The organism is Coraliomargarita parva (assembly GCF_027257905.1).
Taxonomy (GTDB): domain Bacteria; phylum Verrucomicrobiota; class Verrucomicrobiia; order Opitutales; family Coraliomargaritaceae; genus Coraliomargarita_A; species Coraliomargarita_A parva.
The window spans coordinates 305,423-328,195 of sequence record NZ_JAPZEI010000005.1 but is presented as its reverse complement, the minus strand read 5'-3'; the positions used below and the strand labels follow the sequence as shown (position 1 = coordinate 328,195).

22 protein-coding genes are annotated in these 22,773 nt (G+C 58.0%); 11 read left to right on the top strand and 11 right to left on the bottom strand.

Features of this window, described 5'->3' with window-relative positions:
* Positions 1–46 precede the first annotated feature (46 nt).
* The 3 genes from guaB to O2597_RS09815 all read left to right on the top strand — a co-directional run bounded on the left by guaB (position 47) and on the right by O2597_RS09815 (position 4,042).
* Positions 47–1,624 (top strand): IMP dehydrogenase, encoded by a 1,578-nt coding sequence (gene guaB, locus O2597_RS09825; RefSeq protein WP_269524407.1) that lies wholly within the window; start codon positions 47–49, stop codon positions 1,622–1,624.
* Between the two features lie 104 nt (positions 1,625–1,728).
* Entirely contained in the window at positions 1,729–3,276 is a 1,548-nt protein-coding gene (locus O2597_RS09820; RefSeq protein WP_269524406.1) for an adenylosuccinate synthetase, read from the top strand.
* A 34-nt stretch (positions 3,277–3,310) separates the two neighbouring features.
* The gene (locus tag O2597_RS09815) at positions 3,311–4,042 is read left to right on the top strand and encodes a sulfotransferase domain-containing protein (RefSeq protein ID WP_269524405.1); all 732 of its coding nucleotides are present in this window, start codon (positions 3,311–3,313) and stop codon (positions 4,040–4,042) included.
* Here the strand turns inward: O2597_RS09815 and O2597_RS09810 are convergent.
* Genes O2597_RS09810 through O2597_RS09800 form a run of 3 tightly spaced genes read right to left on the bottom strand, consistent with a single transcriptional unit; the run spans position 4,017 to position 9,435 of the window.
* Positions 4,017–5,159 (bottom strand): glycosyltransferase family 2 protein, encoded by a 1,143-nt coding sequence (locus O2597_RS09810; protein ID WP_269524404.1) that lies wholly within the window; start codon positions 5,157–5,159, stop codon positions 4,017–4,019. The two genes, O2597_RS09815 and O2597_RS09810, sit on opposite strands and share 26 nt — an antisense overlap.
* A 23-nt stretch (positions 5,160–5,182) precedes the next feature.
* The gene (locus O2597_RS09805; RefSeq protein ID WP_269524403.1) at positions 5,183–6,940 is read right to left on the bottom strand and encodes an ABC transporter ATP-binding protein; all 1,758 of its coding nucleotides are present in this window, start codon (positions 6,938–6,940) and stop codon (positions 5,183–5,185) included.
* A complete protein-coding gene (locus O2597_RS09800) occupies positions 6,907–9,435 on the bottom strand; it encodes a Gfo/Idh/MocA family oxidoreductase (RefSeq protein WP_269524401.1) in 2,529 nt (842 codons plus the stop codon). The genes O2597_RS09805 and O2597_RS09800 overlap by 34 nt, the downstream gene beginning before the upstream one ends.
* A gap of 234 nt (positions 9,436–9,669) precedes the next feature.
* Here O2597_RS09800 and O2597_RS09795 point away from each other — a divergent pair, with 234 nt between their 5' ends.
* A complete protein-coding gene (locus O2597_RS09795; RefSeq protein WP_269524399.1) occupies positions 9,670–9,966 on the top strand; it encodes a hypothetical protein in 297 nt (98 codons plus the stop codon).
* Positions 9,967–10,066: 100 nt separating this feature from the next.
* Here O2597_RS09795 and O2597_RS09790 read toward each other — a convergent pair whose 3' ends face one another.
* On the bottom strand, positions 10,067–11,068 hold the full coding sequence (locus O2597_RS09790) for a transposase (RefSeq protein ID WP_269524398.1): 1,002 nt from the start codon (positions 11,066–11,068) through the stop codon (positions 10,067–10,069).
* 170 nt (positions 11,069–11,238) lie between these two features.
* Between O2597_RS09790 and O2597_RS09785 the strand changes: the two genes are divergently transcribed.
* On the top strand, positions 11,239–11,799 hold the full coding sequence (locus O2597_RS09785; RefSeq protein WP_269524397.1) for a DUF3592 domain-containing protein: 561 nt from the start codon (positions 11,239–11,241) through the stop codon (positions 11,797–11,799).
* 39 nt (positions 11,800–11,838) lie between these two features.
* On the opposite strand, the gene O2597_RS09780 is transcribed toward O2597_RS09785, so the two are convergent.
* From O2597_RS09780 to O2597_RS09770, 4 genes are all read right to left on the bottom strand, one after another.
* Complete coding sequence (locus O2597_RS09780) at positions 11,839–12,198, bottom strand: hypothetical protein (RefSeq protein ID WP_269524396.1); 360 nt, start codon at positions 12,196–12,198, stop codon at positions 11,839–11,841.
* A gap of 1 nt (position 12,199) precedes the next feature.
* Positions 12,200–12,535: a hypothetical protein gene (locus O2597_RS09775; RefSeq protein ID WP_269524395.1), complete on the bottom strand. Its 336-nt coding sequence runs from the start codon at positions 12,533–12,535 to the stop codon at positions 12,200–12,202.
* Between the two features lie 42 nt (positions 12,536–12,577).
* Entirely contained in the window at positions 12,578–12,910 is a 333-nt protein-coding gene (locus O2597_RS18745) for a putative signal transducing protein (RefSeq protein WP_425603759.1), read from the bottom strand.
* A 493-nt stretch (positions 12,911–13,403) separates the two neighbouring features.
* Positions 13,404–13,823 (bottom strand): secondary thiamine-phosphate synthase enzyme YjbQ, encoded by a 420-nt coding sequence (locus O2597_RS09770; protein ID WP_269524394.1) that lies wholly within the window; start codon positions 13,821–13,823, stop codon positions 13,404–13,406.
* A gap of 126 nt (positions 13,824–13,949) precedes the next feature.
* On the opposite strand from O2597_RS09770, the gene O2597_RS09765 reads away from it, so the two are divergent.
* Genes O2597_RS09765 through O2597_RS09750 form a run of 4 tightly spaced genes read left to right on the top strand, consistent with a single transcriptional unit; the run spans position 13,950 to position 16,946 of the window.
* A complete protein-coding gene (locus O2597_RS09765; RefSeq protein ID WP_269524392.1) occupies positions 13,950–15,341 on the top strand; it encodes a class II fumarate hydratase in 1,392 nt (463 codons plus the stop codon).
* Positions 15,342–15,392: 51 nt separating this feature from the next.
* Positions 15,393–15,797 carry a rhodanese-like domain-containing protein gene (locus O2597_RS09760; RefSeq protein ID WP_269524391.1) on the top strand — a complete coding sequence of 135 codons (405 nt, stop codon included), beginning with the start codon at positions 15,393–15,395 and terminating at the stop codon, positions 15,795–15,797.
* Positions 15,794–16,258, top strand: a complete 465-nt coding sequence (locus tag O2597_RS09755) for a MauE/DoxX family redox-associated membrane protein (protein WP_269524390.1) — start codon at positions 15,794–15,796, stop codon at positions 16,256–16,258. The genes O2597_RS09760 and O2597_RS09755 overlap by 4 nt, the downstream gene beginning before the upstream one ends.
* A gap of 4 nt (positions 16,259–16,262) precedes the next feature.
* Positions 16,263–16,946 (top strand): DUF1573 domain-containing protein, encoded by a 684-nt coding sequence (locus tag O2597_RS09750; RefSeq protein WP_269524389.1) that lies wholly within the window; start codon positions 16,263–16,265, stop codon positions 16,944–16,946.
* Between the two features lie 31 nt (positions 16,947–16,977).
* Here the strand turns inward: O2597_RS09750 and O2597_RS09745 are convergent, their stop codons facing one another.
* From O2597_RS09745 to folE2, 3 genes are all read right to left on the bottom strand, one after another.
* The gene (locus O2597_RS09745) at positions 16,978–18,534 is read right to left on the bottom strand and encodes a sigma-54-dependent transcriptional regulator (RefSeq protein ID WP_269524387.1); all 1,557 of its coding nucleotides are present in this window, start codon (positions 18,532–18,534) and stop codon (positions 16,978–16,980) included.
* 128 nt (positions 18,535–18,662) lie between these two features.
* On the bottom strand, positions 18,663–19,217 hold the full coding sequence (locus O2597_RS09740) for an NUDIX hydrolase (protein WP_269524386.1): 555 nt from the start codon (positions 19,215–19,217) through the stop codon (positions 18,663–18,665).
* Between the two features lie 135 nt (positions 19,218–19,352).
* Entirely contained in the window at positions 19,353–20,333 is a 981-nt protein-coding gene (gene folE2, locus O2597_RS09735) for a GTP cyclohydrolase FolE2 (RefSeq protein ID WP_269524385.1), read from the bottom strand.
* Positions 20,334–20,505: 172 nt separating this feature from the next.
* On the opposite strand from folE2, the gene O2597_RS09730 reads away from it, so the two are divergent.
* Together O2597_RS09730 and pyk are read left to right on the top strand one after the other, a co-directional pair.
* Complete coding sequence (locus tag O2597_RS09730; protein WP_269524383.1) at positions 20,506–21,318, top strand: MBL fold metallo-hydrolase; 813 nt, start codon at positions 20,506–20,508, stop codon at positions 21,316–21,318.
* Between the two features lie 12 nt (positions 21,319–21,330).
* On the top strand, positions 21,331–22,761 hold the full coding sequence (pyk, locus tag O2597_RS09725; RefSeq protein ID WP_269524382.1) for a pyruvate kinase: 1,431 nt from the start codon (positions 21,331–21,333) through the stop codon (positions 22,759–22,761).
* Positions 22,762–22,773 lie beyond the last annotated feature (12 nt).

Here is a 22,773-nt window from a genome sequence, read left to right as displayed (position 1 = left end):
TGTTCTTTCTACTTGAGAAAAGACAATCTTTTGCTGGAGTCAGCACATGACAGTGCCCGCCATTCCAAGGATCGAAGACTTCTATCAACCGGCCGATGCGTTTTTCAGCAGCAACCTACCGGTCGGCTTGACCTACGACGACGTCTCGCTCGCCACCCTCTACTCGGAGGTGCTCCCCCGTCAGACCAATCTGGCCACCCGCCTTTCCGAGGCGCTTGAGTTGCAGATTCCAATCATCTCTTCCGATATGGACACGGTCACCGAGTCCAAGATGGCTATCCAGATGGCGCTGAACGGCGGCCTCGGATTGATCCACTACAACATGAACGACGAGAAGCAGGTCAAGGAAGTAGCCCGGGTCAAGAACCACATCCACGGCTTCATCCAGGAACCGATCAAAGTCGGCCCCGAACAAAAAATCGGTGAGATCCTCGAACGCATCGCCGACCGCGGCTATGGCTTCAGTACTTTCCCGGTTGTCGACGCAGGCAACAAACTGCTCGGCCTGCTCCCCGGCCGCGTGGTCAAGCCGCGCTACGCCGACCGCCTGGTCTCCGAGGCCATGACCCAACGCGATCAGGTCTACACGCTTCAGGAAAAGGAAATCACAAAAGATCCGATCCAGGTGGCGGACAAGTTCTTCACCGAGCATCTCGGCATCCATAAGCTGCTCGTGGTGGATGAACAGGACCGCCTGCGCGGCCTCTTCACCCTGAGCGACATCGAACGTATCGAAACCGAATCCCAGCAGTCCGTGAAGCCGGCCCGTGATGCCCACTTCCGCCTCATGTGCGGCGCCGCGATCTCCGCCCACCGCAAGCCGGACGGCGAACTCGACAGGGACCGCATTCTCGGTCACGTCGGCCAGCTAGTCGACGAGGGTGTGGACGCGATCGCGGTCTCCACCGCACACGGCTTCTCCAAGGGCGTGGGCGATTCGGTCCGTATGCTCCGTTCGGAATTTCCCGAACTGACGCTCATCGCCGGCAATGTGACCAGTGCCGAAGGCGTGGAATTCCTCGCCAAGGCCGGCGCCAACACGATTAAGATCGGCCAAGGCCCCGGTTCCATTTGCACCACTCGCATCGTGGCCGGTGTCGGCATCCCCCAGATGACCGCCCTCTACGTGGCCTCCAAAGCCGCCGCCCAGAACGGGGTTAGCATCTTGGCCGACGGCGGGATTACCAAGTCCGGCGACATGGTCAAGGCCCTCACTCTCGCAGACGGCGTGATGTGCGGCAGCCTGCTCGCGGGCTGCAACGAGGCTCCCGGACAGATCATCGAAATCAACGGCAAGCTTTACAAGCAGTACCGCGGAATGGGCAGTAATGCGGCCATGAAGGACGGTTCCGCCTCCCGCTACGGCCACGACCGCAAGGACGTCACCACCAAGGCCGCAGCCGAAGGCATCGAAGCACTCAAGGAGGCGGCCGGTTCACTTTCCGGCGTGCTCCGCGAACTTGTCGGAGGCATCCAGTCCGGTATGGGCTACCTTGGTGCCGCTAACCTCACCCAGCTCCGGGCCAATGCCCGCTACATCCGCGTCAGCCCGGCGGGCCAGAAGGAGTCGGCCCCGCACGACGTGATCACAGTCAAGACTAGCGACACGGAAACCAGCAAGTAACCCAGAATTTTAATTTGCCCACGAACAGAGGAGGGGTCCGGCAAGTCAACGATACGGCTTGCGCTCGATCCAGCCACGAACCTTAGCGGGTCAACATCCATACAATGCTCACCGAATTTACCTCCCAACTCATCGCTGACACGGGCATATCCACAGGGGACGAAGGCAAAGGCCGCGTCATCCTTGAAATCGTCAACGAACTGCGTGAAACCACCGGCCGTGAAGATGCCGTGGCCGCGGTCATGAAAGTCAACGGCGGGTCCAACTCGGGCCACACGGTGGCCGGCCTCAAGCTCAACCTGCTGCCCGGCGGCGTCGCCGACCCGAAGGTGCCCTACCTCCCGATTGGCGCAGGCGTCGTGGCCGATCCCCGAAAATTCCTCTGGGAAGCGGCCTATGCCGAAAAATACGGCTACACCGCGCTGAAGCGGCTCGCCATCGACGAGCGCTGTCTCATGTCCGACCTCTGCCACCGCCTGCTCGACCTCGCGTGGGAAGACTACCGCGTGCATGTTCAAAAGGGCGATCCCCGCGGCTCCACCGGCCGGGGCATCACGCCGGCCTACCTCGACGAGGTCGGGCAGTTCCAAATCTACTACGCCGACTTCCTCGGCTCGAAGAACTTTTTCGCCGACAAGATGCGCGGACGCATCGACCGCGCGCTGCGTGTCATCGAGTTCGTCTGCCAAGTCGCTCCCGAGCGTTGGGCTGGCTTCTTCCAAACCCTCACCACCGCGGAAACCAAGGCCAATGCCGAGATTATCGAAAGCGGCGCCTTCCCCGCCGCGGAGTTTGACTTCGGCCAGTTTGCCGGCGAGGCCCCCTTCACTCTGGATGCAGACAAGTTGATCGAAGCCTACTGGGCCGCCGGCCAGCAGCTCGCCCCGCAAATTGTGGACGTCCGCGAACTGGTCCTCCGTGAACAGGACAAAGGGAACTATATCATCGGCGAGTTCGGCCAGGCCTTCTGGCTGGACAAACGCCACGGCTTCCCGCCCAACGTCACCGCCTCCCACACCTTTACCCCGGAATTCTTCCAATCCGCCGGCATTCCGGCACAACCGATCCACAACGTCGGTTGTTGCAAGGCCTACGACACAAAGGTCGGCACCCACGTGTTCGTCTCCGAAATCGAACTCGACCACCCGCTCAGCTGCAAGCTGCGCAAGATCGAGTTCGGCGCCACCACCGGCCGCCAACGTATGGTCGGCTGGTACGACGCCGTGGAAAAAGGTGACGCGCTGCGCTACGGCGGCTACCAGGACCTCGTGCTGAACAAGTTGGACGCGCTCTCCCACTCCGGCGAATGGCAGGGCGAGCTGAAGATCTGCATCGCCTACGAGGACAAGCACGGCAATATCCTGCACCACGTCCCGCGCAATGGGAAGGTACACAAGACCCTCAAGCCCGTCTTCAAAACAGTCCCCGGATGGAGCGAGGACATCTCCGAAGTGCGCAGCTTTGCCGACCTCCCGGAAAACGCCAAGGTCTACGTGGCCTGGCTGATGAAGGCGCTGATCGACGTGGCCAACCACGGAGACCAGAACAAGAATCGGTATCCGAACCTTCGATACATCGGCGTCGGCCCCGCGCCCAGCCAGATCATCAAGGACGTGCCGGAGATCCGAGAACTGCTCCAACTGGCGAAGTAGTCAACCCCGCTCGCAGGCAAGACGAAGGAAGCACATGTTCGAGCTGTTCAAGAAGACTCGCGGCCCCCGGGCCGAAGCGGACTGCCTCTTTCATGTCACCCACGCGAAAGCCGGCTCCAGCTGGCTCTACAGGATATTCAAAACCGCGTATGACGAGCGAACTCCCCTACGCGTCGGGGAAAAGATCGAGGATCTGCAGTATCAACCCGGTGCCATCTACAGCGCGCTGTTCTGCGACTACCCGCGGTTTAGGAAGCTGAAATTTGCACAGAAGCAACCCACCTTCTTCGTCATTCGGGACATCAGGGACACCCTGACCTCGCTCTACTTCTCACTCAAGTATTCGCACGTCCCGAATCCGAATGTGCTGCAGGCCAGGGAAGAGATGAAGGACATGAGCGACGAGGAAGGGCTGCTGCATGTCTTCCGGAAGCGCAGCGCCAAGTTCCTCTTCACCCAAAGCTCGTGGATGGAGTCGGGGCTGCCGGTTTACCGCTACGAGGAGATCTTTGAGTCACAGGGACAAATGCTGATCCCGATTCTTCAGGAGCTCCGCTTTGATTTCGATGCGGACTACCTATTGAAAGTCATCGAACAGCTGACTTTCGAGAAGGAGTTCGGCCGCAAGCCGGGAGAGACCGACATTCATTCACACGGCCGGAGCGGCAAGCCCGGATCCTGGAAAGAATACATGACACCGGAACTGGAGGAATTCATCGACACCAGCCTCTCGGCTCATATCAAACAAACGAACTATCCCATTTAAGCCCCGGAATCCCCGACATTTCGTCCAGTTGCAACTTCAACTTCTTGCGCGCACGTCGGTTTTGCACCGCCGGCAGCCAAATGTAACGCAGCGCGCCCAGACGCTGCCGATAGGCTTTCTCCGCTTGCTTGCGCTGCAGGTATTCCAGACGCAGGTTGACCGCATTCAACTGATCCAGCAATAACTGGGTCTCGACGGTTTGCTGCTGGATAATCTTATGAAGAAAACCCATGTCGACCGGCCGTATATCCTTCTCGATCGGTTGCCCGAGCGAATCTTCAACGACCTGCTTGAGGTCCCGGGCCACCGAGGGACTCAGTTTCGGGGAATTGTCCAGGGATCGGCTGTAGGCCCGGTAGGCAAACCTGCGCCGGAGCAATTGGCCACGCTGCGCTTCGTCCAGATCATAGCTCCAATCTTTCACATGGAAGAGATAGGACGCGAGTACCTCCGGGTGGATCGCTACACGTACATCAAAGTTATGCTCGATAATCCATGAGCTGTCCCCGGCAGACAGAAAGTCATCGGAGAAGGGATAGCGTTTCAGGATCGTGCGCTTGTAGAGATTGCTCGCGCTGCTCCCCAAAACCGCACGCTCTAGATAGACCAGGATATAATTGTAGAGGACACGCTGGTCCATCAAGGTCGGCTCGGTCAGTTTCAGGTCGTCGATGATCTCATGAATCGGCCACTTCACCTCCTTCGACTTCACTGCGGTGCCGGATTCGTAGGTAAAACGCGGCGGGCTGATTGCCACGTCCGCATGGAAGCGGCGGATCGTCCCCAGCAGCGCACATAAACCCGCATAGGAGATATGATCGCCAATAGTGGAAAAATAGATAAAGGGACTGGTGGCTTCCTGCACACCCCGATTCCAGCAGGCGTACAGGCCGGGGGGATGCTGGACATACTTCACATCCAAGCTCGCGGTGTACTCCTTGATGATCGCCAGTGTCTCGTCGGTGGAATGGGAATCCACCACGACCACTTCGGCCACATGACGCAACCAGCCCTGCGCGTTCTCCATGTGCTCACGCATGCGGTGGGCACAATTGTAAACCGGGAGGATTGCGGTGATTGGCAGTGGGTCCGGATAATTTGCTTTGGTAGGTCGCATCCGTACAAGAGGGAGGTTAGTCGTTATTCATTGAGTCTGCTGGTAAATTGATCGCTTCCGGCAAACTTTACGTTTCTGAAGAACGGAGACGCCTGCTCCAGTTCGTACTCGTCGCCCGCCATCAAAAGTTGCCCGTCCTCGAACAAAAGGATCCGGTCGGCCATGCGGATCGTGGAATAGCGGTGGGCGATGATGATCACGGTCCGGTTTTCGAAAAGACGCTCCAATGCCTGCTGGATGACCCATTCGCTGTCGGCATCCAGTGAGGAGGTCGCTTCGTCCAGAATCAGGATTTCGGCGTCCCGCAAAAAGGCCCGCGCGATGGCGATACGCTGGCGCTGACCGCCGGAGAGACTGGCGCCGCGCTCTGAAACCACCGTATCAAAACCCTGAGGCAGATCCTCAATGAAGGCCAGCGCATTGGCTTTGCGTGCGGCTTCCTCGACCTCGGCGTCACTCGCATCCAGTCGCCCCATCCGGATATTTTCCCGTACCGTGTCCGCATAGAGAAAGCTGTCCTGAGGAACGAAAGCCATTCGATGACGCAAATCCGCCTGGCGGAATTCACGGACATCCACCCCGTCATAGCGCACCGTACCTCGCTGGGGATCATAGAAGCGGCAGAGCAGGTGGCTGATGGTCGACTTGCCGGCTCCGCTCGGTCCGACCAGCGCAACGACCTCCCCTTTGCGGATGGTCAAATCAAGCTGCTTGAGTACCAGCTTCTGCTTCCGGTAGGCGAAACTGACCCCATCCATCGACAAGGCTTCCCGGAATGGGCCACACGTACGCGGATGCGCCGGTTCCGGCAGCACCTCTCGGGTGGCATAAATTCGGTTGATACGTTCGACAGCCATAGACGCTCGTTGTACCTCAGCATAAATCTTGCCTAGTGTCTTCCATGGCTTGTAACAAAGATAGAGGGCCAGAAGAAGCGGCACGATGGCCTCGATCGAAATCCCGCTCTTGGTCGCAATCAGGAGTGCGGCCGCCACCCCGAATGCGGAAACAATCTCGACCATCGGTGAAATCGCGTTCCGGTAGGCGATCAGCCTCAACATGACCTTCATCTGCCACCGGGCTTTCCGGTTGAACTGCGACAGCTCCCGCTCATGCAAGTTGAAAGCCCGGGTCTCGCGCGCGGATGCGATGCTCTCGTGAATGATGGAGTGGAGCGAGCCCTCACTCATCCCGATTTGCTTTTCACGGGCGGTGATGCGCGTGCCGACCGAACGTGCCAGTGCGATACAGACGGGCAAAAGTAGCAGTGCGACAGCCAGAAAACCGATGTCATGATTCTGGAACGACAGGTAAACAATGACACAGAACGCACCGAAAATCGCAACCGGCTGCCGGACCATGTCCGCGGCACAGCGGGTGACCACCGCGGCGATTCGGGCATTGTCGTTCAAGACACGCGCCATCAGGTTGCCGGTCCGGTTTTTGTGGTAGAAGGATAGGGAAAGCGTCTGCAGGAACTCCATCAGCTCGGCCTGCAGTTTCAAGGTGATCTTACGCTCACAATAGCTGACCAGATAGCTACTGAAGTAGCCACTCACCCCCTTGAGAATGGCCACCGCCGGAATCAGGCTGATCATCAGCAGCTTCTGGTCCGTGCCGTAATCCGCATCTTTGGAAAAGAGAACCGGCAGGATTTTGGCTGTAATGAAGGCCATGCCGAATCCGCTGGTCGCCGCAAAGATCACCCCCAGCAGGAGCCCGCCGAAATAGGCGAGCTTGTGTTGCTTTAGGTATCTGAAATATGGCAGCAGGGATCGCATTGGGTCGTATGAGAGGTGGTCGTCAGGCGGATTGTAGCAACCGGGATGCCCAGACTGCGCGTTTCCGGAGCCATCGCAGAAAAACGGGGCGACTTCAACCCAAACCAGATGCGGCAAGCGGCACCTACATTCTCCAAGTGAAAACGTAAGCGTGCTTCCTTGCGCAAGCATTCGATCCGTGTCACCCGGACCCCGGAGCGGCTGACACGAGCCATCAGGCACTCCGGCTTCAGCTTGAGGATCGGCACGAGCCGCAACTCCAGCACAGAAGACCCAGCCGGCAATTCAAGTGGAAGCCCCCCGATCGGCGCCATCCAGCAAAAGCGTTGCGCATCATAAGGCTCAACTGTGTAGAACCCCTGCCCCACCGGTGGCTGAAGCGTCGACGCATCCCACCCCTGCGCCAAGCTGATGGCTGTTGAAGCTCCCAGGGACGTACCGGCCGGGTAGCGATGCTTGTGAAACGCATAGGCGACCTGGCTTTCGTAAAATCCCTTGAAATGGCTGAAGCTCCAGCGGCGTTTCCATCGAAGCAGGTGTACCAGTAGCGCATGCACATCGCGCTTGCACCGGGCCATCGCCATACCGGAAGGCCGTAATGCTTCCGCCAGCACCGACAGTTTCCCCATCAGCTGCCTTCGCACCCGGCCCCACTCCGGATCCGAAGGCGACTGAACCATCGTTGGCTCGGGAAAATAATCGGCACGTTCCGGCAGCGGCGTCTCTTCGAGATACAGGGACTGCCCCATGACGAATTCCTCGATCGCATCGTTCAAATAGCGGATATCCTGCGTATAACAATGAACAATGGCGACTTCAGGAACATAGGTCAGGTAATAGCCCCGGCGGTGAAGGTCCGCCGCCAAAAGCCACTCGCAAAAACGACCGTACCGCAGGTTCAGGCCGCCCACCGCCCGGTAGGCCGAGCGGCGCACGCCAAAGCCGCGCATGATCATTTTCTCCCAGGCGCCCGGCTGCTTCCAGCTCTCGAAGCCCTCTTCATAATACAGGCTTTCCATCTTCCCTCCCAGGGTGTCCACTCGCTCGATCGTGTCCGTGCAAAAGCCCGCCGCTTCCGTAGTGAGAAATGCCCGCCTCAACTGCTGAACCGTATCCGGAAGCGCAATACAATGGGGCTCGCTCATGAAGATGAATTCCGAGTCAGAGGCTTCCACCCCCATCACATATTCGATCATATCGCCCTGCCCGAGCGGCACTTCCTCGGCCGAGTTGTGGATCAACTGGTCCCTCTCACGAAGGAGCGGACGTATTTGCTCAGCCACACCCATGGTCTGCGGGTTACTGATCACAATCAGCTCGTACGCTTCGTCAGCCACCTGCGATTGCGTCAACCAGCTCCGGATACATTCCACCCCGAGCCCGCGATGGTCCGAAAGGGGGACGATCACCGAGACGGGATCCTCGGCGCGCTCCCGCGTGCGGGCCAGATAGGCCGGTTCCGGCAGACGCCGCGCCGGCACCGACAACACGCCTTCCAACCATCGAAGCACCGAGACATGCGCATTGATGCGAGGCAGCGCCACCTCGTCGACCGCAAGACGCCTCTGCACATAATCGGACAAGCTGCGGTAGACGGCTCGCGTCGCCTCCTGATAACGGCTGGCATCTCCTGGATAGTCCAGGTTCTGCTTCGCCCATTCTCCCTCAAAACGTAAACCACCCGCCGCCGAGGCGGTCAATCCTCCCCGCCCGCCAGTGATCCGTATCTCTTTGCCGAGCCAGTCCGGCCCCTCAAAGGCCAAAGGCCCCGCTTTCAGCGAAAATCCGGGAAGCCCAGAAGACCGGTCGGCCTGCAGTTCGAGCTCTGACCATTGGGCGCCGGGATGCTTCGAGTCGTAGCGCCAACCGGGGTGCAATGGGTGGCACTGTGCCAACCGCGCCGGCTCATCTTCCAGCAGCACATGCGAGGGCTGCTGTGTGATGCGCCCTCCCTGCAGCCAATACAAGAGATCCAGTAAATGAACGCCCTGATCGTAGAGCTTGCCGTAACTTCGCAGCTCCACCCGCAAGTTGGCACAGTCAGGCTGACGCCCCCACCACTCCTTCAAGGCCTGCATCCAGGGAAGCAAGCGCATCTGGTGACAAACCCAGACCGGCTGCGTCAAGCCGCCGTAAGCCTGCACAACCGAGTCAGCGGACAAGCCCGCCGGCTTCTCCACCAGTACCGCCTTAACCGACGATTCCGCCAAGGCCTTGACCAGGCCGGAACGATCGACATCCGGGGGCAAGGCCATAACCACAAGGTCACAAGGCGCCTCATGCAAAAGTTCACGCAGGTCTGTGCCTGTGCGACAGCCAGGGACAAGCCGAGCCGCCTCACGCAAGACTTCCGGCTGACTGTCACAAAGGAAGCGCCATTGGCAACGGCCCGACAGCTCACGCGCAGCCAAGAGATGCTCCTGACCACGTGCCCCGCAGCCGACCAATCCAAGCCGGACCTTGCCCTCATAGTAATCGGATCCGTTTCGTGCCATTGTCACCCCCCATAAGCCCGGACGAAACCCGCAGCGACAGAAACCGCCGGGGAGAGACGTACCACAGCCCTACATGTAAATCTAGAAACACCTGTCATCTATCTGCTTATACAACATTGCCCAGGAGAATCTGAAAAGCCGAAAGCGCATACAGGCTTCTTTCTATTTTGACTACGCTAACCGTAACCTTCACTCTAAAAACTGGCTTAACTGCACACCCACACCCCGAATCAGATGAAAGCGCAGCCTTACGAATCCCATTGGCGAGATCCCCAAAACTGGAAATGCCGACTGTTCTATTTCTGCCGAGCCGACCCGAGGGTCATCGTCCCCAAGCGCCCCACATGGGCAGGAAGAACGCTCAACTTCGCCCATCCCAAAGCATACTGGGTACTGCTTGCGACCTTCCTCTTCACTGCAATCCCGATTACCCTGCTCTGCCTCTTTCCATCTCCTTTGAGCGTGGCTGTACTGCTCTTGTCCCTGGTCGGCATCATAGTCTTTTATTACAGCTGTGACTTGGCCACATAGGGCACTGCGAATAAAGGAGGCGTGTCCGTGACGGAAACCGACGAGTGTTACACAAGACATAGCTTCGGGGCACCCAAAAGCCAATGAAGCGACTCAAAAGCTAGCTAAACACATCCCGCCTCAGGGGATGAATGACCGCTAAATCACCCCAATCGCACCCGGCCATCACATTGACCTTGGGCCGGCGCCGTAACCCTCGCCTCATCTGCCAGTCGACAAAAAAACCACGCACAAACTCCGTCGAGCCCAGTATTGCGCCATCCGTGAAATAGCGCACCCGGCAACGTAGCGCTACTCCCCTCGGCAAACGCCCGGACTCCTGCTCCAGCACCCGCAACGCTGCCTTTCGGTTGATCACCTTGCCTTTATGGATCCAAGGGCTCGAGCCCTTCCCGAAAATCAAGAGCCGATGTGCTTGTAGGGCCGCTTGCACGTCAATCCCGCCCGCCCGACGCTTCGCATGATCGCCCCAAATCGCAAGTAAGCCGGCACGCGCCCTGGACAAGCCTGCTACCGCCTCCGCATAGCCACAAAAACGGTAATCCTTCGGATCCTTCACCAGGCCCGCACGGACCGGATTCAAATCGATGTAAGCCGCCACTGTCTGCAAGGAATTCCCCTTCCCCTCAACCAGAACGCTCTTGAAACGGTTCGCCCACAAAGTTCCGTACCGCCCATGATTACGGTTATACCAGACGGAAAAGCGCTGCTTCACCGCTTTCATGTACTCGGAAATATCTCCCATACGCGCCAGCAGTTGCGTACGAATCGCAACCGCCTCAGCACCGCCATCCTGTAGCTGCTGTTTCATCACTGCCGCTGTTGCCGTCTGGTATTGAGTGGGCTTCGGATACAGCACACGATAACGCCGCATTAGCTCCGCATCACTCACTGCTTTCGCCTCCGGCACCCGCACCAATACATGAAAGTGGTTCGACATCACACAATATGTCAAAACCTCCACCCCGCTGAAGTCCGCCACCTGCCACAGCATCTTGCGCAGTATTTCCTTCGCCCGCCCCCTCAAGAGCATCTCACCGTTCACCACACGAGTCATGCAGTGGTAAACCGCCACCGTCCCACGAACCTTCGTACGCCGCATACGCTTCATACCATAAAACTAACTTTATTTTAAATAGCGTCAACCTCATTCTTATAGCCTGGCTACTATACTATATGATTGATGAGCGGAGATGTGGTTTGACACCAAAGAGAAAGAAAGAGGGCGGTTAGGCACTTGCAGCCGCCCTCAGGGAATGACAGGCTGAATCCATGTTAGCTTATGGTATCGCACTGGTCGTCCTCATCTTCGCCGCAGCCCGGATCGGCATCGGGGACAAGGACAACCGTATACGCCTACTCATCATCGGGGCCTCCCTCTTCGCCGCGTCATGGTGCGCTTCGCTGGCCGGCAAGTCTCAACGGGAATGGGCAGCCACCGCCGATTGGCTGAACGCCGGTGCCACGATACGGCAGAGCGAGATCGAGACCTACACCAAGCGCGTCGGCACGGGCGATAACCGACACACGGAGACAGGCTACCGCTTCCAGGTGAGCTATACCTACCGAGTCAATGGACAGGATTACACAGGACAGCGCTATGCCCTAGGCATCTACAACAGCTCCGAATCAGAAATACGACAGCTGGCAAAGCTTTACCCTGAAGGGAACCCCATCACCATCATGTATAATCCAAAGGCGCCCGAAGAGAGCGCAATCATCCGGGGCGATGCCAGCAACGCCCCTTTTCTCTACTACCTCGCAGGAATTCCGGCCTCGTTCGGTTTGTGGACAATCTGGAAAAACCTGAACGCCGCCCGTAGTGACCGGTAATTTTTTTCCAGCGCCCCCGCCCCGTTAACTTGCGAGGGCTCAGTTCCGCTCACGTTTCCACACGCGAATAGGCTCTGAAAGCATTCCTTCCAAGGAGCGCTGATACGCATGCATATCGAAACCAGGCAAATCATAAAGGACCTTCGCCGCTTCACGGGCACCGACAGCCCGGTCCGGAAAGTCCACTTCGCCATTGCACCCCTCCAGCCGCCAAAAGATACACGGGACAAGCATACGGTAAGGCAGCGTATAGACGTAAACTTCGTCCAATTCATCCCAAGACAGAGTCGCGACAGCTTCGGCCTCGCTCGACACCGACAGACCATCCTGGGTCACAGTCACGCTTACCGCCTTTTCCGGGGAGCGGAAGAGTTTCTTTATTCGTGAAAGCCAGCTCATTTCATGCTTCGTCTCCCGAAGGGCGGGTTATCCGGCGATCCGCATCAATAGGACTTGCGCCTTTCGCCTCGAACCGGAACTTCGGGTACTTCCCCGGCCAGTGACACAGTCCCTGCCAAGACAGTCTGATGAAGGCTACAGACAGAACGAGACCAAGGACATCAACAAGCATCTCGGTCCCATTTCTCTCCACCTCGATTGAGCTGGATTCACCGATCACCCTACCGGCAAGGAGATGAAACCCAACGTGGATCGCAATACAGAACCAGAGAACGATCGAAAGCAGGAAAATGGGTTTCGACAGGATGGCCGAAACCTTTTGGAAGACACCTTTCATTCAAGGACAAATCGTTGAATCATGACAGCATAAAGGTGTTGCTTACTCGCTCCGGCCTGACTCCCCTTCTCTGGGAGTCTGACATGACCAACACTCGGACAAAAATCCATCAACGGTCTCGCCGCATTTACTGCAATTCCATTCTTCTGCCATTCCTGAATCGGCCTCGAAAAAGTCTTTAATCAGCTCCTTTGCATCATTCACTTGGGAATCGTTTAAGACGTATACCGTCGGGTAGAGTGACGGGATGGGAATGGAAGTGATGTTCGATCCCCCCGTCCAATTCTTAAGCACCGTTGGGATTCCCGATTCTCTCAGGAGTCCGTCAATCATCCCAACTTTGACAGTGTCGATATCTCTGAAAACTTCGTGCATATTTCTTTCCTGTAGCAGCGCCTGCAAAACCTTGACGACTCACCCCGATTCAGCGCCTTCCTTCGGCAAAAGCGAGTTGTTCGCGAAGAACTTGTAGAATGTATGTTCTTTGACGCCATCCGGCGTACCGAATCCAAAATGAGAACCAGAGCAATGGTCGCGTAGGCCGAAGCCACGTACTGAAGGTGACTGCTCCGAGCACGCTACCGCCACTAGTGAGCCCAGGTAAAGCCACCTAAAACGGAAGAATAATGCGACGACATACACAAACGGCATTATGCTATGTTTCTAAACAGGCCGCATCACGCTGTCTAGGTATTTCACCGATGAATCCCGCGATTCCACTGTCGACTTCACGTACAAGCCCGCGACCGACGCGCGGAAGCGTATCGCTTCCATCCAGCAAGCGAGTCTAAAGATATAAGGGGGACGCGCTTCTACCAGCCCTGAGCGTCTAAGTCGATGGGCGTGTCCGCCCCAAAACTCCAGATACCTACTCCCCCTGATAGCTGAGCACAATGCGGCGGCTGTGACTGCGGACGCGGTGCTCCCAGAGGAAGACGCCCTGCCAAGTGCCGAGGCAGAGGCGACCGTTAACAAAGGGGATCACCTCCGCGGTGCGGGTCAGGGCCATTTTGATATGACTGGGCATGTCATCGGGGCCCTCGTAGGTGTGAGTGAAGTCGGGGTCGTCCTCCGGCACGAGACGGTCGATAAAGCGCTCGAGGTCGCGGCGCGCGGAAGGATCCGCATTTTCCATGATAACCAGACTGCAGCTGGTATGACAGCAGAAAACCGTGACGGCGCCCTCCTTCAGACCGGACTCATGCAAGCCGGTCTCGATCTCATGGGTGAACTCCTTTGTCGATTTCCCCGGTGCGGTGACTTGGATCTGCTTGGTATATACGGCCATAGCCAGAGTATGAAAGTAGGAAGGTAGAAAAGTGAAAGGTTAAATAAAGGAATGCAGGGGGCTGACCGGACGACGAGTATACCCGTCTCGCTCGAAAAAGGTCGGGATGTGCGCTATATTTGAGGCATGCGCACGGAAACAGACTCCATGGGATCGATGGAAGTGCCCGACGAGGCGCTTTTTGGCGCGTCCACCCAGCGCGCCGTGCTGAACTTCCCGGTCAGCGGACATCCCATGCCCGCCGGTTTCATCCACAGCCTCGGTCTGCTCAAGTATGCCTGCGCACGAGCCAACGAGGAACTGGGACGCCTGAATGCGGCCAAATCGGACGCCATCCAGAAAGCGGCGCGAGAGATCCAGGCTGGGCGCCATGACGCGCATTTTCCGGTCGACATCTTCCAGACCGGGTCAGCCACCTCGACCAACATGAATGCGAACGAGGTGATCGCCAACCGCTGCAGCCAATATGCCGGCAAGCCCATCGGCTCAAAGGAACCGGTGCATCCAAACGACGACTGCAACCTCGGCCAATCGTCAAACGACACGATGCCGACCGTGCTGCACCTTAGCGTGGCCCTCGCCCTGCGGGACGAACTCAAGCCGGCGCTGGGCCTGTTGCGAAACAAATTACAGGCGAAGGCGGAACTATTCCGCGAAACGGTCAAGATCGGACGGACCCACCTGATGGACGCGACCCCTTTGACAGTGGGCCAGGAGTTTTCCGGCTACGCCCAACAGGTATCCAAATCTCTGATACGGATTGACCGGTCCCTTTCCGCGCTGGAGGAGCTAGCAATCGGGGGAACAGCGGTGGGTACGGGGATCAACACTCACCCTGGGTTCGCAAGCCGGGTTGTCCGCATCCTCAAGGAGGATACCGGCTTATCCCTGAGGGAAGCGGAAAACCACTTCGAAGCCCAGGCGGCACGGGACGACTGCGTGGAGGTCGCCGGCCAGCTCACCGCCATCGCAGCAAGCCTGACCAAGATAGCGAATGACATCCGCTGGCTCGGATCGGGACCGCGCTGCGGCCTCGGCGAGCTGCAAGTCCCTGCGACGCAGCCGGGATCCTCCATCATGCCAGGCAAAGTGAATCCGGTGATGAGCGAGATGATAGTGCAAACCTGTCTCTACACCCAGGGACTCTGCCAGACCGTCGCGATGTGCGGACGCGACGGCCAGTTCGAACTCAACGTGACCATCCCGCTGATCGCCTACTCCTTACACGAGACCATCCGATGCCTTGCCAATGCCTGCCGAACCTTCAGCGAACGCTGCATCTTGGGGCTGAGTCTCAACAAGGCACAGATCGCCACACTGGTCCACCGCTCGCTCATGCTCGTCACCGCACTGAACCCGCATATCGGCTACGACAAAGCGGCACAGGTAGCCAAGCAGGCCTTTTCCGAAGGCAAAACCTTGCGCGAAGTCGTGCTGGAGCAAGGATGGATGGACGCCGCACAGCTCGACGAAGCCCTCGACCCGAAGCGGATGACAAAAGCTCACACGGATCGCTAGCGCAGAGCTTGCGCTCCGGCTGCTTTTGCACATGGGTAGCTGACCTGTATCATGCTTTCCCTAATCAAAGAGTTCTCGCTGCTCCTCATCTTGGTTGTGATCGGATCCGCCTACTCGCTGGTCCGGGGGTGGTCGCCACTCCCCTGGGCCGAACCCGAGCTTCAAGCCGGCGAAATCCGCTATGTAGATGCGTCCGCACTCGAAGTCATCTGGTTGGACGCCCGCAGTGAGGCCGAATACAGCGAAGGGCACATCGAGCAGGCTCTCTGGTTCGACGAAGCGGACTGGGACAACAGCCTGATCATGGTGATGGAAGAATGGCTACAGGCACCGCGCCCGATCATCGTATACTGCTCGGACGCGGCCTGCGGCACGAGCAAGCGAGTGGCAGAACGACTGCGCAGCTCGATCACCGATGCTGAGATTTACAGCCTGAAGGGAGGCTGGCATCTATGACCACGCACCACAGACTCTCGGCCGTACGGCTTCTGGTACAACTAGTCCTGGCCGGCGTCTTCGTGACCGCCGCCTTCAACAAGATACTCGATCCGCAGTCTTTCGCGGTATCGGTAACATCCTACCGCGTGCTGCCCTTGGAGGCCTCGCCCTGGATCGCCCTCTTTCTGCCCTGGCTGGAGATCTTTGCCGGCTTCGGCCTGCTCATCCGGCCGATTCAGCGCGCCTCCTCACTGACCGTGAGTACCCTGCTACTGATGTTTATCGGGATCAATCTCGCCGCGTGGGTGCGGGGCCTTGAGGTAAGCTGCGGCTGCTTCGGTGCGTCTGAGGTACAGACGAACTATGCCTGGCTGATCACCCGAAACAGTATTTTCTGGCTGGGCAGCTTGGGACTGGTTTGGAGCAGTTGGCGGAATGCACCTGCCCGCTTGCGTTCGCAGGCGGATTCCCTTGAGTAAGCAAATGATATCCAGATATCCGTTCGCACTGTCCCTGAGCCTGCTCCTCGGCCTCTGCCTTGGCATTCATAACGCTTCCGCCCAAGCCGAGCTTCGCTGGAACCAGACCGAGGCACGCATTGAAATGGCCCCGGACCAGGAGCAGGTCCGGGCGGAATTTGTAGTAACCAACGACGGTGACGACACCCTCCGTATCGCCCGGATCAAAACCAGCTGCGGCTGCACCGGATCCATCGTCGAGGGAAAGATCATCAAACCGGGCGAATCGACCACAATCGTCGCAACCTTTAACAAAGGGAAACGCCGGGGCAAGAACCACACCAAGCTGGAGGTCTACCTCGACAATACACCGGACGCGGTGGCAACCCTGCATATGATCATCAACATTCCGGTACTGATCGACGCCCAGCCGGCCATCGTCTACTGGACCAAAGACAGTCCGGAAACGCCGCGCAGCTCCCGCATCCTGCTCGACACCAAGTACATCGACACGATTTCGGCAATCGAATACAACAAGGACCTACTTGAAGTCACCGAAGCCATGGATCCCAGCGGCAAGGCCGCCCGAATCCTCAAGGTCATCCCCAAAAGCTTCACGGATCCGATGCGGGAAAGCATCACGATCCGAGGCAGCGGCCCGGACGGCCGCAGCGCCGAAGCCAAGATACATGCCTTCGTGAACCGCTAGACCGGACGACCGGCCCGCAATCGCTTAGAAATCACTTGCTGAGATCGTACTGATCGATGCGCTTGCGCAAGGTCGCACGGGTCATCCCCAAGATCTCGGCGGCCTTGACCTGTTTGCCATCGGTTTCCTTGAGCGCGCGTTGAATGATTTCACGCTCCAGATGTTCGAGGATATTACTGCCATGCGCACCGCGCAGCGCCTCATACACCGCATCAAAGGGATCCGCAGCCGGCTCGCCCACCAGAGTGGCCGGCAGGTCTTCCACCACCGGCACACTTGCCGCCGGCGCCTCCGCAACCGGCTCAGAGGCAACCTCCGGCACGGGGATCGCAGCGGAAACCTCGGCATCCGCCTCCGGGAAAGGCGGCTTGGACAGGCCTGAACTCTGTGCCACGGCAGAGACAATCTCCTGAGGCAGATCCTTGACCAGAATCATCTCCCCCTGAGCCATGACCGCGCTACGGTAGACCAGGTTTTCCAACTCACGCACATTGCCGGGCCAGTTGTAGCGACAAAGAACATTGAGCGCTTCCGGCGAAATCGAGTGCACGGCCGCCTTGCTGTCGCGCGCCAGACGCTTGAGAACAAAATCCACCAAGTGCGGCACATCCTCCATCCGCTCTCGCAGGGGCGGCAACTGGATGCGCACAACGTTCAGACGATAATAGAGGTCTTCACGGAAAGTCTTTTCGCGCACCATTTCCTCCAGCGGCTTGTTTGTGGCCGCCAACATGCGCACATTCACCTTGATCGTCTCGCTACTACCGACCCGCTGGATCTCCCCCTCCTGGAGGGCACGCAGGATCTTGGTCTGGGTCGAGGGTGCCATATCGCCGATTTCGTCGAGGAAAATCGTGCCGCCATCGCAGAGCTCAAACTTGCCGATACGCTGGTTGGTGGCTCCGGTGAAGGAACCCTTTTCGTGACCGAACAGTTCGCTTTCGATCAGATTTTCAGGAATAGCGGCACAGTTGACCGCAATAAATGGCTTTTGTGAACGTAGACTGTTCTGGAAGATGGCGCGGGCAATCAGCTCTTTGCCGGTACCGCTCTCACCGGTGATCATGACAGTGACATCACTCGCAGCCACCTGACCGATCATCTTGAACACCGTCTGCATGGCCGATGAGCTGCCGATAATGCCGCCTTCGATGTCCTCTTGGGTGACCTTGCCCGGCTTTTCCTCCTTGCTCGCCTTGTTCATGTCGGACGAGGCGGCAATGGCCGACTCGGTCAGACTGACAATCTTCTTCAGATCGAAAGGCTTCATTATGTAGTCGAAAGCCCCAAACTTCATCGCCTCGATCGTCGTCTGGGTAGTCCCGTAGGCGGTCATGAGAATGATCATGGCATTAGGGTTGATCCCCCGAAGATGCTGCAAGGCCTCCATGCCACTCATGCCCTTCATCCGGTTGTCCAGAAGAATGACCTGGGGGTGATGCTGTTCCGCCATCTGGATCCCCTGCTCACCACTGTCCGCCTCGATCACATTGTAGTTGCGACCGGAGAGGACTCGCTTGAGGGAATAGCGCAGATCGTCGTCGTCGTCGATCACCAGGACGGTAGGGATGTCTTGAGCCTGAACCATAATCAAATATCGAAGGCACAGAATGTGCGCATCTTGAGCGTCAAAGCAAGAAGGATGCTATGGTGGCAAATTCTTGCAACCCCGCATTACAGGTCCTCAAAAGAGCCTGAGCCCCATGAAGATGCGTACTAGCGCGCGCGGAAGATTTCCCAGAGGTGGGCGAAAGACCAAGCAAAATCCCGCGGGCGCTCCGCCATCCAGGCATCCAGCTCCTCGAGACCCACCCATTTGCCTTCGATCACCTCTTCCGGATCCAGGGTGAAGGGGCCCTCGGCTTCGCAGCGGTAGACCCAGACAAATTCATAGCCGGTCTGCTTGCATGGCAACTCCTTGAATACGCGCCGCAAATTGGCAGGCGCATAAAGTCCGATCTCCTCCGCCAGTTCACGCGTCGCGGCCGGATCATAGTCCTCCCCGCTGTCGACATGCCCGGAACAGGAGCTAACCCACTTGCCGGGCGCGCTGTCCTTCGTCATCGAACGGCGCTGCAGGTATAGCTGTCCGGCCGCATTAAACACAAAAACGTGAATCGCACGGTGCAGGAGCTTTTCCCGGTGCACGACCGAACGACGCTCGGTGCGGATCACATGGTCATTTGCATCGACGACATCGAATAGTTCGTCTCCAGTGCCGGACGGGCGGGCAGCCGGATCCGAGGATGCTTTTGGTAGAGAGGAATTCATAACGGGTCATAGCACCGCAAATCCCAAGCCAAGTCACTCGAGTTGTGACTCAGTCGGCCGCTTTGCGACGAATTTTACAATTTTAGTGGGGTTGGAACAAGAAATTAGACGTGTGTTCCATCTCCCGCAATCTTGCTAGCGGATCAAGCTTTTAAAACCGTCAAATTGCCCCGTGAACCCGCCGGGCACCCCTTTATTGATAACCGCGACCGCATCGTGCGAGTGCAGTGACTCCAAGTGGGCACAGGCCACCTGGAAGTCCGCAATACGGGGCTCCGAGGCCAATTGCTCATAGAGCAGACGCGCGGCGTCCTCCACAAACTTGGTATAGGCACCGTTCATCTCGGCAAATGCCTGCTCGTCCTCCCGCTTCACCATGACCTGCGTTTCAGTCTTGAGGCCCTCCAAACAAAGCGCCTGGATTTCCTCGATGCTGAGGTGCTTGCCCTCGGCGACCTCCACGCTGACGCGGGCCGTACTGCGCTGGGAATGCGGGATTCCATAGACCTGACGGGACTCGCGCGCATGCTCGGACAGTTCGGAGGAACAGGGGCAAGCGGAGGAGTAGATGAAATCGAAATGGATGTATTTGCGGAAACGATCCAGGTCGTCCAACTTCCCCTCGAAGGCGCACTGGTAATATTGCCAACCTTCCAGACCGCTGCGCAGACTCGGCTTCAGGATCGGATAATTGAAGTCCAGCTTCAGTTGGGCACAGTGTGCACCCAGTGTTTCCTTGTACGCGATCAGGATATCGCCGAGCAGGTCCGGCGTAAAAATCCGCTCGGAATACTCATAGAAAGTGCGCATGATCCGGGACATGTTGATCCCCTTCTGGTCGGCCTCCAAAGACACCGTACCGGTAATCGACGTTTCCAGGGTCAATGTGTCCGATGTCGGCGTAATGTAGCGCAAGGGCAGCTTGAAATTGGAGATGCCGACCTTGAGGATCGGGACATTGGCCCCGAAGATCTCCTGAGCATCGGCGTTCTGCATATCGGGCAGCGCATCGCGGTAGGCGTCGGTGAGAACGAAGTTCTCATCATACACCTTCCGTGGCTTCGCGTTGGCCGCGAGGCTGGGCATATCGGATGGACTGCTGGATTTTTTGTTCATGACTTTTACGGATCGGACGTGTTCATACCACCTTACCGCAGTTCCCCCACGACAGGCAAGCCGGGACAGGGTTCTGCGAAGTGAAGCCGGGCAAGTAAGCGCAGCTTGGGAAAAGAAGCAAGTTCGGAAAATAGCTTTGCGAGAGCAGGCGACAGGCCTACAGTCCCGCAAAATGCTGTCCGACTTCCAGATTTTAGGCTCCAGCAGCAGCGGGAACTGCGCCCTGCTGCGCACCGGCCATACCCGAATTTTAATCGACGCAGGCTTCAGCGGGAAGCGCATCGGGCAAATGCTTGAGGGGATCGGCGAATCCCTCGCCAACCTCGACGCCGTCTTCCTCACCCATGAGCACCAGGACCACGCGCAGGGGCTGCGCGGCCTCTCCCGCCGTCCCGACCTGCCCATCTTCGCCAACCGCGACACCGCGGATGCGGTCCAGGCCAAACTCTGCCGCCCGGCCAACTGGCAATACTTCGAGACCGGCGCCAGCTTCCGCTTCCGCGACATCGAAATTTGCACCTTCTCACTCCCCCACGACGCCTATGACCCAGTCGGCTACCGCTTCCACTGGGGAGAAGACGACGATTTGTTCTCGCCACGGCAGGGCCTGGCCTGGGTGACCGACCTCGGCTATGTGCCGGAGAATGTGCGCAGCCATATCTGCGAAGTCGAAACCCTTGTAATCGAGGCCAATTACGACGAAAACCTGCTGGAGCAGGACAATAAACGCCCCTGGAGCACCAAACAACGGATCCGGGGCCGGCATGGGCACCTCTCCAATGATGCAACCTTCAATCTACTCGAGTCACTGAACGGTAACACAAAATTACGTCAAGTCTACCTTGCCCACCTTAGTAAAGACTGTAATAGCGTACCGCTCGTGCGTGAAAAATTTGCACCCTTGGGCAGAATTCATGCAAATTTACAGCTACATGTAGTCGATCCCACTTTCGGTATCGCAGCTGCTTCAAATGCAACCATGTAACATTCCATCAGAATGAGTAAACCATACCGCAAAACTAAAATCATTTTTACAATCGGGCCGGCAACCCAAAGCGAAGAAAAGCTGGAGGAGCTGATCGCTAGCGGCGTGGATATCTGCCGCATCAACATGGCGCACGCCGACCACGCATGGACCCGTGAAATCATCCAGCGCGTCCGCAGCGTCTGTAATCGCGTAGGCCGCCACATCGCCATCATGATGGACGTGAAGGGGCCGGAGATCCGCACCCGCGATGTGCCCGAAACATTCGAACTGGAGAAGGGTGAAACCTTCGACTTCACCTATGACGAAGGTCTGGGTGGCACGGGGGAAGACGGCGTTCGCCGGGTCGACGTGAATTATCCGGGCTTTTCCAAGGACATGAGCGTGGGCGACACCGTGCTGGTGGACAGCGGGCTCATCCGCCTGAAGGTACTGGAAATCGACGGCCACCGCGTGCGCTGCGAAGTCATCATCCCGGGGCCTTTGGGCAACCGCCGCCACATCAACCTCCCCGGCGTGCGCGTGAACCTGCCCTCCCTGACGAAGAAGGACCAGGCGGACATCGACGTCGGGATCGAGCAGAAAATCGAATTCTTTGCCCTGTCCTTCGTGCGCGAGCCCCAGGATCTGGTGGTCTTCCGGAACTATCTTGAGAAACAAGACTCCCAGGCAAAGATCATCGCCAAGATCGAAGACCAGCAAGCGATCAGCAATCTGGATGAGATCATCAAGGCCTCCGACGGCCTGATGGTGGCCCGCGGCGACCTGGGCATCGAGTGCCCCTTCGAGGACCTGCCGGCGATCCAATCGAAAGCGATCGACACCTGTATCCAGGAAACCAAACCGGTCATCGTCGCTACTCACATGTTGGAATCGATGATCGAGTCACCGATTCCGACCCGCGCCGAAGTCACAGACATCGCCAATGCGATCCGCGAGCAGGCCGACTGCGTGATGCTTTCAGGTGAAACCACAGTGGGCAAATACCCGATCGAGTGCGTTGAGGTGATGAACCGGATCGCTCTGAAAATGGAATCGGTCGAAGCCGAGTCCTATCCGGCGATCCGAACGAACCTCCCGCTGAACCTGCCTCGTTCCATGATGCTGCGTTCCGCGGCACAGTTGGCCACCGAGCTGGATGCGGCCATCATGGTCTTCACACGCCGCGGGGTCTTCTCCCAGAAGCTTTCCTCCCTGCGCCCCCAGGTGCCGATCTACGCCTTCACGGACCAGGAGCCGCTCTTCAAGCAATTGCTGCTCCTGCGCGGGGTCGAGCCCTTCTACATGGACTTTGACCACGATCACGAAACCACCATCCAACGCGCCTTCTCCATGCTGAAGGACCGGGGCTGGTCCAAAGCCGGCGACCAGCTGGTCGTGATCACGAAGATGTACGCACGGGAAAAGTTGATCGACAGCACGCAAATCCGGGAGCTAGATTAAGGCTCCTCCCCC